This is a genomic window from Streptomyces sp. NBC_00223 (assembly GCF_036199905.1).
Lineage (GTDB): Bacteria > Actinomycetota > Actinomycetes > Streptomycetales > Streptomycetaceae > Actinacidiphila.
Genome location: NZ_CP108109.1, coordinates 1,930,542 through 1,944,652, shown reverse-complemented (window position 1 = coordinate 1,944,652; position 14,111 = coordinate 1,930,542). Strand labels below are relative to the sequence as shown.

The window sequence follows — 14,111 nt, the reverse complement described above, 5'->3', positions numbered from 1 at the left end:
GTGCTGCCGGCCCCGAAGCCCGGCAGCACCAGCGGCTACTTCTTGTTCCAGTTGTCCCAGGTCGGGCGGTTGTCGAAGGGGGCCGGGTTCTTCGCCCGGTTGTCCCATGTGGGCCGGTTGTCCCACATCGCTTCAACGATCACCGGGGCCGGGGCGTCGTGCGTGGTGAACGCGTGCCGAAGTCGCCTGATCTGCACAGCAGTTCGGGCGCTGCGCGGTGGGCTGTCGTGGCGGATGTGCCTCGCTCGATTGGACGCTGACCGACGGCCGGATCGGCTTCCTGCTCGATCAGTTCGAGTCGATCGGGCTCCCGTCGATCGCGATCACCGGCGGTGAGCCGTTCACCGCGTGGCGGGCGCTGCTGCGGATGGTGGCCTCGGCGCGGGGCCGGATCGATATCTCGAAGCTCACGACGAACGGGAGCTGGGGCACCGAGAGCGCGAACGCCCGCCGCGTCTGCCACAGGTCTGGTCCGGCGGCCTCGCGTGCGTGGCGTCGGTGGCCCTGCTCGCCGCGGCCCTCCCCAAGCTGCTCGCTTACGACGCGGCCCCCGTCGCCGCGCACCCGGCCCCCGGGGCGCCGGCCGCGCAGCCGGACGCCTCCTGAGCGGCGGGGGCGCGGCGGGTGTCAGTCCTGGGCGTCCCACTCGTCGTTACGGCTGGCCACGCGGTCCATCGCGTGCTCCGCCTCGGCGCGGGTGGCGTAGGGCCCGAAGCGGTTCTTGCCGGGACAGTCGGGGCCCTCCTCGACCTTCTTGTGCTTGAGGCAGTAGTACCACTCACCCGGCTTGCCCGCGGGCTTGCTCGCCTTGAAGAACGGCATGCCGTGCCTCCTCTCGATGTACCCCCAGCCTGCCCGATCCCGCGCCGATACACTCGTCGGCATGTCTGGTCAGTCGCTCCTCGTCCCCGGCACGCTCTCTCCCACCCGCCATGTGCCGCCGTCCATCCCGCGCCCCGAGTACGTGGGCAAGCCGGGCCCGACCCCGTACACCGGGCCGGAGGTGCAGGACGAGGAGACCGTGGAGAAGATGCGGATCGCCTCGCGCATCGCGGCCCGGGCGATGGAGGCCGCGGCCGCGGCCGTCGCGCCCGGGGTGACCACCGACGAACTGGACCGGATCGCCCACGAGTACATGGTCGACCACCGGGCCTACCCCTCCGACCTGGGCTACCGCGGCTTCCCCAAGTCGCTGTGCACCTCGGTCAACGAGGTGATCTGCCACGGCATTCCCGACTCGACCGTGCTGCGCGACGGCGACATCGTGAACCTCGACGTGACCGCGTACATCCACGGTGTGCACGGCGACTGCAACGCCACCTACTTCGTCGGCGAGGTCGCCGAGGAGTCGCGGCTGCTGGTCGAGCGCACCCGGGAGTCGCTGGAGCGGGCGATCAAGGCGGTACGTCCCGGGCGGCAGATCAATGTGATCGGCCGGGTCATCGAGTCGTACGCCAAGCGCTTCGGATACGGCGTGGTACGGGACTTCACCGGGCACGGCATCAACACCTCTTTCCACTCGGGGCTGGTGATCCCGCACTACGACGACCCGCGGGCGACCACGGTGATGCGGCCCGGGATGACCTTCACCATCGAGCCGATGCTGACGCTGGGCACGCACGAGTACGACGTGTGGGACGACGGCTGGACGGTCGTGACCAAGGACCGCAAGCGGACTGCCCAGTTCGAGCACACGCTGGTGGTCACCCCGAACGGCGCCGAGGTCCTCACGCTCCCGTGATCGGCGCCCGGCGGACGGCTCCCGCCCGGTAGGGTTGCGGCGTTTCCACCGGGTACGAAGGCCCGCCGGGCCGGGTACGAAGGAGCCGACGCGCCATGATCCGCCGCGCCATGACCCGCCGCAGGTGGTGCCTCGGGGGCGCCGCTCTCGCGCTGACCGTGCCGCTGGCCGGCTGCGTGACCGTGCACGGCGAGCGCGCGAAGATACCCTCGCTGCGGCCGGCCGAGGCCGCACAGGTGCTGGCGCACTTCGCGAGCGTCAACAACGCGGCCGCCAAGGCGTACGACGAGCAGCTGATCGGCTCGATCGAGGCCGGGCCGCTGGGCGAGATCGACCGGGCCGGGGTGCGCGCGAGGCACGCCAACAACCCCAAGGGGAACCCGTCGTTCAAGCCGCTGGTGCTCTCGGACGCGCGGTTCCTGATTCCCGAGCAGCGCGGTTGGCCGAAGTTCTTCGTGGCGGACACGGCGACCAACCGCGGGGATTCGCGCTGGCTGCTGGTCTTCCGCCGGGGCGCCGCGGGGCAGCCGTGGAAGGCGGACTTCCTGGCGATGGCCCAGCCCGGCCAACTGCCCGACTTCGCGGTGGACAAGGACGGCCACGCGGCGGCCGTACCGCTCGCGGGAACCGAACTGCTCGTGCAGCCGGGGCAGTTGAGCGCCGAGTACATCGCGTATCTGCGGGACGGCAAGGGCTCGGTCTTCGCCCCCGGCGCCGCGACCACGGAGCTGATCGACTCCCGCAAGGACCATATGAAGACCGCCGACTCCGTGACGCAGTACGCCGATCAGCCGGCCGACGGCGACGACTTCACGCCGGTCGCGCTGCGTACGAAGGACGGTGGCGCGGTGGTGTTCTTCAGCACCCGCCACCAGGCCAGGTCCACCTACCGGGAGGGCTACCGGCTGACGATCGACGCCGACACCAAGGCGCTGATGGCCGGCGACCCCAAGACCTCGGTGACGCTGGCCCGGGTGGGGCAGGAGACGGTGACGGTGCCTCCGGCCGGGGGCTCGGCGAAGGTGGCCTTCGTCAGCCGGCTGGTGGGGCTGGTCTCGGCGAAGGGCGAGTAGCCGCCCGTACGGGCGCCGGGGGAGTCGACGCCCCTCGACGCTCCTCGTTGTCCTCGCGACCCCGGCGGCTCCGGAGCCCCCTACGGTCTCAGCGGCTCCAGGCGATCGGCTCGGGCTCCGGCTCGTAGGCGAACTGCGCGCAGGCGTCCGAGAGGATGTCCAGCACCGGCAGCGGGTCGGGCAGCGGCAGGTCGGGGCCGTGGCCGGGCAGCCAGTCGACCGTGAGGCCCGAGGGCAGCCGGGCGGGCGGCAGCAGGATGTAGCTGCCGCGGCAGTGCCAGCGGATGCCGGGGTGCTCGTCGGCGGTCTCGGGGTGGCAGTCCAGTACGCAGGGCCACCACTCCTCCTCGTCCACGGGGGTGCCGCGGGTCTCGGTGAAGAACAGCAGCCGGTCCTCGCGGGCGGCGACCGGGCCGAGGGTGGCGGCGTCGACGGTGAGCCGTTCCAGCGCGAGCCGGCCGGCCTCGGCGGGGACGTCGAGCACGTCGTGGTCCATGCCGGTGGCGGTGACGAAGTTGGCCAGCGGGTGGGTGCGCAGCCAGTGGGCGACCCGCTCGGGGTCGGTGTTGGCCTGGGTCTGCCAGGCGAGCGAGACCGGGTGCACCCCCGGCAGTGGACAGCCGATCCGTTCACAGGAACAGCCGAAGCCCTCGGGGTGGGCGGCGGGCGCCACGGGGAGGCCGGCCGCGATGGCGGCCATGATCATCTCGTCGCGGCGCGGATCGGGCGCGGCGGCCCGGTCGGCGGCGCGCTCGGCCCGGGTGGAGCGCGGGGCCCTGGCGGGGCGGGCAGAACCGGACGCACTGTCCGTACGGCGTCGCAGCCAGCCGGACAACCTGTTCTTGCCTGCCATCGAGCTCCTTCCCTCGCCCCCGGCCCGTTGCCGTACACGGTACGCGGCTGGTGGAGGACATCCTGCCTCTTGGGCGGATTGAACACCCACCCGGGGTGGAAGTGTTCCCCAGGGGATTCCGACAGCTTGTCGGCAAGCTGTTGACTTAGGTATACCTAACTTGCCAGGATCGTTTCGGCGGCACCGAACGGTCCGCCGCCTGACCCGGGAGGTTTCCCTTGACGCAGCCCTTCTCCACCGTGATCCGTACCGCCAGCCACGACCAGCACACCGAGGCGGAGAACTCCACCTTCATGAGCGATCTGCTCGGCGGGCGGCACGGCGTGGAGGCGTACGCCCGCTACACCGAACAACTCTGGTTCGTCTACCGGGCGTTGGAGGACGGCGCGCGCCTGCTGGCCGACGACCCCGTCGCCGGTCCCTTCCTCAGACCTGAACTGATGCGGCTCGCCGCGCTGGAGCGCGACCTCGACCATCTGCTCGGCCCCGGCTGGCAGGACACCGCCACCGCGCTGCCCGCCACCGTCCGCTACGCCGAACGCGTGAGCGAGGTGGCCGCGACCTGGCCGGCCGGCTACGTCGCCCACCACTACACCCGCTACCTCGGCGACCTCTCCGGCGGTCAGGTGATCCGCGGCATCGCCGAGAAGACGTGGGGTTTCTCACGTAAGGGGGACGGGGTGCGGTTCTACGTCTTCGAGGAGATCGGCAATCCGGCGGCCTTCAAGCGGGAGTACCGGGAGCTGCTGGACGGGCTGGCGGTGGACGAGCTGGAGAAGGCGAGGGTGGTGGAGGAGTGCCGGCTCGCTTTCGCTTTGAACACTCGCGTGTTCGGGGCGCTGGGCGAGGTGTTCCCCCTCTCGGCGTAGGCGCCTCCGGCGCGGGGTTGTTTCACCCACCCCGCCCGCCCGTGCGGTTACGACTCCGTCCGCGGGTCTTCTTGTGGGGCCGCGCCACCGTCGGCGTCTGCGGGCCGGTGGTCGGCCCCTCCCCGTGACGGTGAGCCGCCGGCCGGCCTGGCGGCCCACGGCGGCACCCGTAGACAGAGTCGCACCCGCATGGGCGAGCGAAGCGAGATGGGGGTACCCACAGGCGAAGCCCCGGGGGAGGGGCGGGGTAACAAAGCCCCCACGGCACTGGGCGCGCCCCGCGCAGGGGTTAAGGGGGTGGAAGGATCGGGCGTATGACTAAAGACGATGCACAGACGCCGCCGGTCAAGTCCCCCTGGGACCTGGCCGACGTCTCGGGACTGACCGTCGGCGTCCTGGGCGGCACCGGCGACCAGGGCCGGGGCCTCGCCTACCGCCTCGCCCGCTCCGGCCAGAAAGTGATCATCGGCTCGCGCCGCGCGGACCGCGCCCGGGCCGCGGCGGCCGAACTCGGCCTCGGCATCGAAGGCGCCGAGAACCCCGACTGCGCCCGCCGCAGCGACATCGTGATCGTGGCCGTCCCCTGGGAGGGCCACGCCAAGACCCTGGAAGCGCTCCGCGCCGACCTCGCGGGCAAACTCGTCGTCGACTGTGTCAACCCGCTCGGTTTCGACAAGCAGGGCGCGTACGCCCTCACCCCCGACGAGGGCAGCGCCGCCCAGCAGGCCGCCGCCCTGCTGCCGGAGTCCCGGGTCACCGCCGCCTTCCACCATCTGTCCGCCGTGCTGCTGCAGAACCCGGAGATCGACGAGATCGACACGGACGTGATGGTCCTCGGCGACTCCCGCGCGGACACCGACCTGGTCCAGGCGCTCGCCGCCCGTATCCCCGGGATGCGCGGTGTCTTCGCGGGACGGCTGCGCAACGCCCACCAGGTCGAGTCGCTGGTCGCCAATCTGATCTCGGTCAACCGCCGCTACAAGGCGCACGCGGGCCTGCGCGTCACCGACATCTGAGCGCGTACCGGGCGCGGCGGGCGGGCGCGAGCCCGGGGAGCCGCGCCCCCGCCGCGCGCGGGGCATGGGGGACAATGACCGTACGACCCGCCGTACGCGCCCGACAGGAGCCACCCCGCCCATGCCCCGCCTCGCCCGCTACTCCCTCATCGTGTGCCTGCTGGCCGTCGCCGCCGCGGTGGTGTCCTTCGTGTACGGCCACTGGGTGGGCGTGGTCTGGCTGCTGCTGGCCGGTCTGACGAGCAACATGTGGTGGTACTACAGCCGCAAGGCCAGGCTCGACGCTAAGAGCGGGAGCGAGACGGCGGCCGCCGCCGGAAACGGCTCCTGAGCGGCCTCGATCGGTCCCGGACCGCCTCGACCGGTCCCGGACCCGCCCCGATCAGGTCTGCCAGAACCGGAAGAGCGTGTAGCCGAAGTCCGCGTACATGCCCGGGACGTGGAACCAGCCCATCACCCGGTAGATCGCGTCGAAGAACTTCACGTTGACCGAGTGGATCCAGAGCACGCCGTAGACGGCCATCAGACCGAAGGGCGCGATGGGCTCCACCTGGCGCCGCACCCCGTGCGACAGCCAGGGCCCGAGGACGCCGTAGCCGTCCAGGCCCGGCACCGGCAGCAGGTTCAGCACCGCCGCCGTGACCTGGAGCATCGCCAGGAACGCCAGCGCGGACAGGAACTCCGTCGGCCAGGTGTCCGCCGCGCCCAGCGTGAACGGCAGCATCAGCAGGACCGCGAGGACGACATTGGTCAGCGGACCCGCCGCCGAGATCAGACTGTGCCGCAGCCGCCCCTTGATCCGGCCGCGTTCGATGAAGACCGCGCCGCCGGGCAGTCCGATGCCGCCCATGATCAAGAACACCACCGGCAGCACGATGGACAGCAGCGCGTGGGTGTACTTGAGCGGGTTGAGGGTCAGATAGCCCTTGGCGCCGATGCTGATGTCACCGCTGTGCAGGGCGGTACGGGCGTGCGCGTACTCGTGCAGGCACAGCGAGACGACCCAGCCGGACAGGACGAAGAGGAAGACCGCGAAGCCGTGGTCGGAGGCGTACTGCGACCACACCCCCCAGCCGGACACCACCGTCACCGCGGCGATGGCGAGGAAGATCGGGCTGATCCTGCGGTCCCCGCCGCGCACGGCACGGCGGATCGGGGTGACGCTCATGGGACGGGCTCCTGGCGGACGGCGGACGCGGGTGCTGCGGCGGGGCGGGCAGGGTGCTCGGTCAGGCGGATGCCGCCGCCGGGCCGGAACCCCGGTGGTCGACGCGGCCCGATCATGCCATCCCGTCGGCGGCGACGGAACAGACCGTGGCGGCGACGCGACGGTTCGTGCCCCCTCGCGGGCCCCGCGCGCCCGCCGTACGACGGACCGTGCCCCGCACAGCACACTCCGTGCCCGCACAACGCCCGGCCGGCCCCCCGCGTTCCCCCGGCCCGGACCCGGCCCGGACCCGCCCGCACCCGCCCGCGCTCCACGCGCGGAGACCGCGCCGGGAACCCGGGCGCGGCGAGGCCGCCGACTCCGTAACAATGGGGCCGTGCGATACGTGATCCTCGGCACCACCCAGGCCCTGCGCGACGACGGCACGCCCGCTTCGCTGGCGGGTGGACGGCTGCGCGCGCTGCTGACAGCGCTCGCGCTGCGGCCCGGCCGGGTGATCGGCGCCGACGCGCTCATCGACGAGGTGTGGGGCGGCGAGCCGCCGGCCGGGGCGACCGGCGCGCTCCAGGCGCTGGTGGGACGGCTGCGGCGGGCGCTCGGGCACGACGCGGTCGCCTCCGTCGAGGGCGGCTACCGGCTGGAGGCCACCCGCGAGGACATCGACCTCTACCGCTTCGAGCGGCTGGCCGAGGAGGGCGCGCGGGCGCTGGCCGACGGCGACCCGATCAAGGCGTCCGGGCTGCTCGGCGACGCGCTCGCCCTGTGGCGCGGCCCCGCGCTGGCCGACCTGCCCGACCGCGCGACGGCCGCCGTACGCAGCGAGGCCCTGCGCCTGGACGTCCGCCGGCAGCGCCTGACCGCCGAACTCGCCCTCGGCCGGGCCGACCAGATACTTCCCGAGCTGGCCGAACTCGCCGCCGAGAACCCCCTGTACGAGCCGCTGCGGGCCCTGCACATCCGCGCGCTGCGGGCGGCCGGCCGTACCGCGGACGCGCTGGCCGCGTACGAGGAGGTCCGCCGCGATCTCGCCGACCGGCTCGGCGCCGACCCCAGTGGTGAACTGCGCACGCTGCACGCGGAGTTGCTGCACCCCGACCCGCTGCCCGCAGCGCGGGCCGTGACGCCCGCCGAGGCGCCGGCCCCGCGCCCGCCCGCCCCGGCGCCCGTACGGCCGCCGGGCAACGCCCGCGCGCGGCTGACCAGTTTCGTCGGCCGCGAGTCCGATCTCGCCGCCGTGCGGGGGGACTTGGAGCGCGCCCGGCTGGTCACGCTGACCGGCCCCGGCGGCACCGGCAAGACCCGGCTCTCCCAGGAAACGGGCGATCTGCTGGCCGCGCGCTGGCCGGACGGCGTCTGGTACGCCGAACTGGCCCCGGTCAGCGACCCCCGTACGGTCCCGGAGGCCGTGATCAGCTCGCTCGGCCTGCGCGACACCCTGCTGCACTCCGTCGGCGCGGCGGAGGCCGCGATCGCCGCCGAAGCCAAGGCCAGGGACCCGCTGCGGCAGCTCGCCGACTACTGCGCGAGCCGCGATCTGCTGCTCGTACTGGACAACTGCGAGCATGTGATCGACGCGGCGGCCACCCTCGCCGAGCAGTTGCTCGCCGACTGCCCCGGCGTGACCGTCCTGGCCACGAGCCGTGAACCGCTGGGCGTACCGGGGGAGTTGGTCCGGCCATTGGACCCGCTGCCGGACCCGCCCGCGCTGCGGCTGCTCGCCGACCGGGGGGCCGCCGCGCGCCCGGGCTTCTCCGTCGAGGAGGACCCGACCGCCTGCGCCGAGCTGTGCCGCCGGCTGGACGGGCTGCCGCTGGCCATCGAACTCGCTGCCGCGCGGCTGCGCAGCCTGTCCCCGCGCCAGCTCGCCGACCGCCTCGACGACCGCTTCCGGCTGCTGACCGGCGGCAGCCGTACGCTGCTGCCCCGCCAGCAGACCCTGCGGGCCGTCGTGGACTGGTCCTGGGACCTGCTGGAGCTCCCCGAGCGCGTCCTGCTGCGCCGCCTGGCCGTCTTCCGCGGCGGCTGGACCCTGGAGGCCGCCGAGGCCATCTGCGCGGACCCGACCCCGGCGGGAGGCCCGCGGCACGCCGCCGCGGGGGCCGAGCGGATCGATGCGGGCGACACGGCCGCGCTGCTCGCCTCCCTGGTGGACAAGTCGCTCGTGCTGGCCGACCTCACCGAGGACGGCGCCCGTTACCGGATGCTGGAGACCATCTCCGAGTACGCCGCCGAGCGCCTGGACGAGTCCGCCGAACGGCCCGTCGTCGAGCGCCGCCACCTCACGTACTTCCGTGAATACGCCCGCACCGCCGACCCGTTGCTGCGCGGCCGCGGCCAACTCGTCTGGTTCGAGCGGCTGGAGCGCGAGCACGAGAATCTGCGGGCCGCCCTGCGCCGGGCGGTCGAGGCCGGCGACGAACAGGAGGCGCTGATACTCGTACTGGGCTGCGCCTGGTTCTGGGAGGTGCGCAACTACATCTCGGAGCGCCGCCGTTGGCCCGACGCCGTGGCCGCGATGGGCCCCGACCCGTTCGCCGACCCGCCGGCCCTCGTACCGCTGGAGCGCGGCCCGCTGGACGACCCGCCGCCGCTGGAGGGCGAGCGGCTGTTCGAAGCCCGCCGCTACGTCCGGATCGTCGGCATGTCCGCGCGCGAGGGCGAGGTCGAGTGGTGGACCGACCCGGACACCGCCCGGATGGGCCGCGCACTGCTCACGACCTACCCGCCGCACCTGCCGCAGTCGGCCCGTTTCCCCGGCCTGCTGCGCCCGTACGGCGCCTTCTTCTCCGGCGATTTCGAACGGCTCCACGATCTGATGGACGAGACCGTGGGGGTGTGCCGCCAGTACGGCAGGACCTGGGAGCTGGCCTTCGCCCTGCAACTGCGCGCGAAGATCAACAACGATGTGAAGGAGCGGCTGTCCGACTCGCTGCGGGACATCGCCGAGAGCCGCAGGCTGTTCGAACGGCTCGGCGACGAATGGGGCATGGCCGAGACGCTTTCCGGGGAGGCCGAGGCGGCGGGCCACGGCGGTGACTGGCGGCGCGCGGCCGTCTGCTGCCGCGAGGCCATCGAGCTGGCCCGCAAGATCGGCTCGCACCAGCACATCCCCGTGCTCACCGTCCGGCTCGGCGAGGCGCTGTCCAACGCGGGCGAGCCCGAGGAGGGCGAGCGGCTGGTGCGCGAGGGCATCGCGGACGCCGAGCGGTTCGGCGCGGCCAGCGACGGAGCCGCGTTCTTCGGCAAGGTCCTGCTCGCGTCGATGCTCAGCCGCCGCGACGACATCGCCGAGGCCCTGGAGCTGATCGAGTCCACCATCGTCGAGGGCACCCAGTCCGGCGGGGCGCCCGGCTTTGTGATCGGCATGCTCAACGGGGTGAAGGGCCATCTGATCGGCCGCCTGGGCGACCCCGACGCCGGCCTGTCCATGGTGGCCGACGGCATCGACGAGCTGAACCGCCACCCGCTGGCGAACGTCATCACCCCGAGGGTGGGCATCCTGCTCGCCCCGGGCGCGGTGGACCTCCTCACCATGCTCGCCGAGGCGGACGCCGAGCCGCCCGGGTCCGGGCCCGCGACCGGCCTCGGCACCCGCCGTGCCCTCCGTGCGGCCGTGCTGCTCAACGCGCACGACCGGCTGCGCCCCTCCGTGATGCCGCCCGGCGAGGCCGAGCAGCTGGACCGCTCCCGGACCCGGCTGCGCACCCTGCTCGGCGACGAGGACTACGCGGCGGCGTACGCCGAGGGCGACGGCCTCACCGTGGAGGGGGCCATCGCCCTGATGCGCGACGTGGACTGAGCCGCGCGGACCCAAGGACGCGGACCGACTGGACAACGCGGACCCACGGACCGACGGACCGACGCGGACCGGTTGGACAGCGCGGACCGGCTGAACGACGCGGACCGTACGGCACCGGACCGGCATCGCGGTCCGGCACCGTACGGTCCGGGGGTGCGGCGCCCTCTCGGGACCGCGGGGCCGTCAGGTCTTCTTGCGGAAGCGCGCCACCGCCAGCGGCATCGTCACCGCGGTGATGCCGACCGACCAGGCCAGCGTCATCCACACCGAGTGGGCCACCGCGCCGCCGTTGACCAGCGCGCGGGAGGCGTCCGCCAGGTTGGACAGCGGGTTGACCTTCGTGAAGGACTCCAGCCAGCCCGGCATCGTGGTCGGCTTGGCGAAGATCGAGCTGCCGAACTGCAGCGGCATCAGCACGAGCATGGCCACCCCCTGGACGGACTGCGGCGTCTTCATGGTCAGGCCCAGCAGGATGAAGATCCACATCAGCGAGGCGCCGAAGGCCGTGGACAGCACGATGGCCGCGAACAGATGCAGCACATCGGTGTGGATGGTCAGACCGAGCGCGAAGCCCATGCCCAGCAGGATCGCCGTGGCGATCAGCATCCGGCCGACCTCGACGACGATCTTGGCGATCAGAACCGAGGACCGCGCGATCGGCATCGTACGGAACCGGTCCATGACCCCCTTCTTGAAGTCGTCGTTGATCCCGGTACCGACCGCCATGGCGATGTTCATGCCCATCATCGCCATCAGGCCGGGGATCACGTAGTTCACGTACTCCTGCTGGTGGCCCTTGCCGGAGACCGCGCCGCCGAAGACGTACACGAAGAGCAGGGTGAAGATCACCGGCATCAGGACCGCGTCGAACATCGACTCGGGGTCCTGCTTGATCTGGAGCATGTTGCGGCGCGCGAGGGCGCCGATGTGCCGCAGATTGCCCCGCAGACCGATCCTGGTCTCGTCGGACGCGACCGTCTTCCCGGGCGCGAATGCGGTCGTCGTGGCCGCGCTCATACCGAGACCTCCATTTCTCGCTTCTTCTCCATGACAGGGGTGTTGTCGTCGCCCTCGGGGCCGGGCGCGCTCGCCTTCTGGCCGGTGATCGCCAGGAACACCTCGTCCAGACTGGGCAGATGGGTGCCGATGCCCGCGATGCCGAAGCCGCGCGCGCCCAACAAGCCGACCACAGACGTCAGTTGCTCGTCGCTGAGGATCGGCACACTCACCGTGCCCGCCTCCTGGTCCGCCACCGCGCCGGCCACCCCGTCAAGCCCGGCCTCGGTGATCGCGGCGGCCATCGCCGCCACCCGCGCCGGCTCGGACGGCCGGATCTCCAGCGTGCGCCCGCCGACCCTGGCCTTGAGCTCCTCGACCTTGCCGTTGGCGATCACCCGGCCGCGGTCGATGACCGTCAGCTCGCTCGCCAGCTGCTCGGCCTCCTCCATGTACTGGGTGGTGAGCAGCACGGTCGCGCCCTCGGCGACCATCCGCTGCACCTCCTCCCAGACCTCGTTGCGGGTCCGGGGGTCGAGGCCGGTGGTCGGCTCGTCCAGGTAGAGCACCGACGGGTGGCCGATCATGCTCGCCGCCAGGTCGAGGCGGCGGCGCATCCCGCCGGAGTAGTTCATCGCGGGCCGCTTGGCCGCCTCGGTCAGCGAGAAACGTTCCAGCAGCTCGTCGGCCCGGGTCCGGGCGTCCTTGCGGGACAGGTCGAGCAGCCGGCCGATCATGTAGAGGTTCTCCCGGCCGGACAGCTTCTCGTCCACCGAGGCGTACTGCCCGGTCAGTCCGATCACCCGGCGCAGCTGCCGGGGCTGCTTGAGTACGTCGTATCCGGCCACCCGGGCGGTGCCCGCGTCCGGCTGGATCAGGGTGGAGAGCACCCGTACCAGTGTGGTCTTGCCGGCCCCGTTCGGGCCGAGAACGCCGAGCACCGTGCCCTGGCGCACTTCCAGATCCACCCCGTCGAGTGCCTTGGTCTGACCGTAGTGCTTGACCAGACCGCGCACCTCGACGGCGGCGGTCCCACCGTTGTCTGTCAGTCGCGTCGTCATGACCACCACGATGCCGGGCCCCACCGACATCGCGCCGATATCCCGCCGACCGAGGCTGTCGGCGGGATATCGGTGACGGATCGGGGGCGGATCGGCGGGATGTGGGGGGAGGGAGCGGTCCGTACGGCGATCCGGGCCGGGAGGGCGGCGGTCCGGTGGCGGTTCGGGGGGCGGGCCGGCGGAGGATGGCGGGTCCCGCGGGCTGGTCCCGAGCGCTGCTTCACGTCAAGTCGGGACGCTGACCAGGAGCTTTCCATCGTTTGCGCGGACATCGAAGTGGCTGATGGCGTCCTTGTGGAAACCGGACGCCCCCTGCACGGTGAGCGGATGGGGCTGGGCGTCGGTGCCGTACCCGGTGTCGGGTACGGACCAGGTGGCCACCGTCTGCCAGCTGCCGTCCTGGCCGACCGCGATCAGGCTGCAGGTCAGCGGGCCGCGTACGCCCGTGAGCCGCAGGTCCACGACGCTGCCCCACCCTTTGTCGGCGACCCCGACCTCGGCGGAGGCGCCGGTGGCCGGATTGCTGGCCGTGTGCCGGTCGCGGGCGAAGGCGGGCGCCGGCGCGGGGGAGCCGCCGACGAAGTCGTGCACGGCGACGGCCGGCCCGCCGACGACCAGGACGGCGGCCACCGCGGTGAGCAGCAGCCGTCTGCGCCTGCGGGCCTTGCGTTCCCGTCGGACCTGGTCGAGCAGCCGGTCGAGCATCGCCTCGCCGCTGGGCGGCTCCTCGTACCCGATGCCGTCGTCCCGGATCTCGCTCAGGATCGGCAACAGGCCGCTGAGTTCGTCCAGTTCCCTGCCGCACTGCTCGCACTCGGCGAGATGTGCCTCGAACTTGGCCATCTCCGAGTCGTCGAGCACACCGAGCAGATAGACGCCCACGTCCATATGTGGCGTCATGAAGGGGTCACCCCTCTCTCCTCCAGCGCGTTCCGCAGAGCGCGCAGCCCGTAGAACACCCGGGACCGTACGGTGCCGGGTGGCAGCCCGAGTTCGTCCGCCGCCTCGTTGACCGTGCGGCCGCGGAAGTAGGTCTCCACCAGGGCCTCGCGGTGTGCGGCGGACAGGTCCTGAAGGGCGTCCGAGATCGTCATCAGCCGCAGTGAACGCTCCAGTTCGTCCTGGGCGGGCAATTGCTCCAGGGCGGCGGGGGAGGACTCCTGCGGACGCGACAGTCTGCTGCGGTGTCCGTCGATGACTATGCGGCGGGCGACCGTCACCAGCCACGGCCGCAGCGACCTGGCCGCCGGATCGAGCCGCGACGCGCTCTTCCAGGCGCGCAGCAGCGTCTCCTGCACGACGTCCTCGGCCAAGTAGCGGTCGCCGGCGACGAGTCGCAGCACGTAGGCGAAAAGGGCGCCGGAGTGTTCCCGGTACAGCGCCCGCATGAGTTCCTCCTCCGGAACCGAACCGGCCGGTTCTGGAGGTTCCAGGGGGGGTCCATCCACGGCGGCATCCTTCCGTACCCGTCGCCCCTGGTCGAGTCGGTGTATCGCGGGCCGAGACATCTGGTGCGGGGGAACGGGCCATGGGGG

Annotated in this window: 15 protein-coding genes; 6 read left to right on the top strand and 9 right to left on the bottom strand. The window is 72.4% G+C overall.

Annotated elements, in window-relative coordinates:
- Positions 1 to 35 precede the first annotated feature (35 nt).
- From amcA to OHA30_RS08135, 3 genes are all read right to left on the bottom strand, one after another.
- A complete protein-coding gene (gene amcA, locus OHA30_RS08145) occupies positions 36 to 197 on the bottom strand; it encodes a multiple cyclophane-containing RiPP AmcA (RefSeq protein ID WP_328913136.1) in 162 nt (53 codons plus the stop codon).
- Positions 198 to 288: 91 nt separating this feature from the next.
- Positions 289 to 432 carry a hypothetical protein gene (locus OHA30_RS08140; RefSeq protein WP_328913135.1) on the bottom strand — a complete coding sequence of 48 codons (144 nt, stop codon included), beginning with the start codon at positions 430 to 432 and terminating at the stop codon, positions 289 to 291.
- Between the two features lie 195 nt (positions 433 to 627).
- Positions 628 to 822 carry a hypothetical protein gene (locus tag OHA30_RS08135; RefSeq protein WP_328913134.1) on the bottom strand — a complete coding sequence of 65 codons (195 nt, stop codon included), beginning with the start codon at positions 820 to 822 and terminating at the stop codon, positions 628 to 630.
- A 61-nt stretch (positions 823 to 883) separates the two neighbouring features.
- Between OHA30_RS08135 and map the strand changes: the two genes are divergently transcribed.
- Positions 884 to 1,741 carry a type I methionyl aminopeptidase gene (gene map, locus OHA30_RS08130; protein WP_328913133.1) on the top strand — a complete coding sequence of 286 codons (858 nt, stop codon included), beginning with the start codon at positions 884 to 886 and terminating at the stop codon, positions 1,739 to 1,741.
- Between the two features lie 95 nt (positions 1,742 to 1,836).
- Positions 1,837 to 2,814: a hypothetical protein gene (locus tag OHA30_RS08125; protein WP_328913132.1), complete on the top strand. Its 978-nt coding sequence runs from the start codon at positions 1,837 to 1,839 to the stop codon at positions 2,812 to 2,814.
- 88 nt (positions 2,815 to 2,902) lie between these two features.
- On the opposite strand, the gene OHA30_RS08120 is transcribed toward OHA30_RS08125, so the two are convergent.
- On the bottom strand, positions 2,903 to 3,667 hold the full coding sequence (locus OHA30_RS08120) for a bifunctional DNA primase/polymerase (RefSeq protein WP_328913131.1): 765 nt from the start codon (positions 3,665 to 3,667) through the stop codon (positions 2,903 to 2,905).
- Between the two features lie 218 nt (positions 3,668 to 3,885).
- Here OHA30_RS08120 and OHA30_RS08115 point away from each other — a divergent pair, with 218 nt between their 5' ends.
- The 3 genes from OHA30_RS08115 to OHA30_RS08105 all read left to right on the top strand — a co-directional run bounded on the left by OHA30_RS08115 (position 3,886) and on the right by OHA30_RS08105 (position 5,883).
- A complete protein-coding gene (locus tag OHA30_RS08115; RefSeq protein ID WP_328913130.1) occupies positions 3,886 to 4,536 on the top strand; it encodes a biliverdin-producing heme oxygenase in 651 nt (216 codons plus the stop codon).
- 314 nt (positions 4,537 to 4,850) lie between these two features.
- A complete protein-coding gene (npdG, locus tag OHA30_RS08110; protein WP_328913129.1) occupies positions 4,851 to 5,552 on the top strand; it encodes an NADPH-dependent F420 reductase in 702 nt (233 codons plus the stop codon).
- A gap of 121 nt (positions 5,553 to 5,673) precedes the next feature.
- Positions 5,674 to 5,883: a hypothetical protein gene (locus OHA30_RS08105; RefSeq protein WP_328913128.1), complete on the top strand. Its 210-nt coding sequence runs from the start codon at positions 5,674 to 5,676 to the stop codon at positions 5,881 to 5,883.
- A 51-nt stretch (positions 5,884 to 5,934) separates the two neighbouring features.
- On the opposite strand, the gene OHA30_RS08100 is transcribed toward OHA30_RS08105, so the two are convergent.
- On the bottom strand, positions 5,935 to 6,720 hold the full coding sequence (locus tag OHA30_RS08100) for a site-2 protease family protein (RefSeq protein WP_328913127.1): 786 nt from the start codon (positions 6,718 to 6,720) through the stop codon (positions 5,935 to 5,937).
- 376 nt (positions 6,721 to 7,096) lie between these two features.
- Here OHA30_RS08100 and OHA30_RS08095 point away from each other — a divergent pair, with 376 nt between their 5' ends.
- Complete coding sequence (locus tag OHA30_RS08095; RefSeq protein ID WP_328913126.1) at positions 7,097 to 10,519, top strand: BTAD domain-containing putative transcriptional regulator; 3,423 nt, start codon at positions 7,097 to 7,099, stop codon at positions 10,517 to 10,519.
- A 183-nt stretch (positions 10,520 to 10,702) separates the two neighbouring features.
- On the opposite strand, the gene OHA30_RS08090 is transcribed toward OHA30_RS08095, so the two are convergent.
- The 4 genes from OHA30_RS08090 to OHA30_RS08075 form a co-directional block, all read right to left on the bottom strand.
- The gene (locus OHA30_RS08090) at positions 10,703 to 11,536 is read right to left on the bottom strand and encodes an ABC transporter permease (protein ID WP_328913125.1); all 834 of its coding nucleotides are present in this window, start codon (positions 11,534 to 11,536) and stop codon (positions 10,703 to 10,705) included.
- A complete protein-coding gene (locus OHA30_RS08085; protein ID WP_328913124.1) occupies positions 11,533 to 12,576 on the bottom strand; it encodes an ATP-binding cassette domain-containing protein in 1,044 nt (347 codons plus the stop codon). The genes OHA30_RS08090 and OHA30_RS08085 overlap by 4 nt, the downstream gene beginning before the upstream one ends.
- 225 nt (positions 12,577 to 12,801) lie before the next feature.
- A complete protein-coding gene (locus OHA30_RS08080) occupies positions 12,802 to 13,476 on the bottom strand; it encodes an anti-sigma factor family protein (protein WP_328913123.1) in 675 nt (224 codons plus the stop codon).
- Entirely contained in the window at positions 13,473 to 14,084 is a 612-nt protein-coding gene (locus OHA30_RS08075) for a sigma-70 family RNA polymerase sigma factor (protein WP_405785653.1), read from the bottom strand. Before OHA30_RS08075 ends, OHA30_RS08080 begins: the two co-directional genes overlap by 4 nt.
- Positions 14,085 to 14,111 lie beyond the last annotated feature (27 nt).

Coding starts and splice junctions, on each gene's coding strand:
- OHA30_RS08135 (WP_328913134.1), bottom strand. CDS start 822: ATGCCGTTCTTCAAGGCGAGCAAGCCCGCGGGCAAGCCGGGTGAGTGG.
- OHA30_RS08120 (WP_328913131.1), bottom strand. CDS start 3,667: ATGGCAGGCAAGAACAGGTTGTCCGGCTGGCTGCGACGCCGTACGGAC.
- OHA30_RS08100 (WP_328913127.1), bottom strand. CDS start 6,720: ATGAGCGTCACCCCGATCCGCCGTGCCGTGCGCGGCGGGGACCGCAGG.
- OHA30_RS08105 (WP_328913128.1), top strand. CDS start 5,674: ATGCCCCGCCTCGCCCGCTACTCCCTCATCGTGTGCCTGCTGGCCGTC.
- OHA30_RS08075 (WP_405785653.1), bottom strand. CDS start 14,084: ATGTCTCGGCCCGCGATACACCGACTCGACCAGGGGCGACGGGTACGG.
- OHA30_RS08080 (WP_328913123.1), bottom strand. CDS start 13,476: ATGACGCCACATATGGACGTGGGCGTCTATCTGCTCGGTGTGCTCGAC.
- OHA30_RS08085 (WP_328913124.1), bottom strand. CDS start 12,576: ATGACGACGCGACTGACAGACAACGGTGGGACCGCCGCCGTCGAGGTG.
- OHA30_RS08125 (WP_328913132.1), top strand. CDS start 1,837: ATGATCCGCCGCGCCATGACCCGCCGCAGGTGGTGCCTCGGGGGCGCC.
- map (WP_328913133.1), top strand. CDS start 884: ATGTCTGGTCAGTCGCTCCTCGTCCCCGGCACGCTCTCTCCCACCCGC.
- npdG (WP_328913129.1), top strand. CDS start 4,851: ATGACTAAAGACGATGCACAGACGCCGCCGGTCAAGTCCCCCTGGGAC.
- OHA30_RS08090 (WP_328913125.1), bottom strand. CDS start 11,536: ATGAGCGCGGCCACGACGACCGCATTCGCGCCCGGGAAGACGGTCGCG.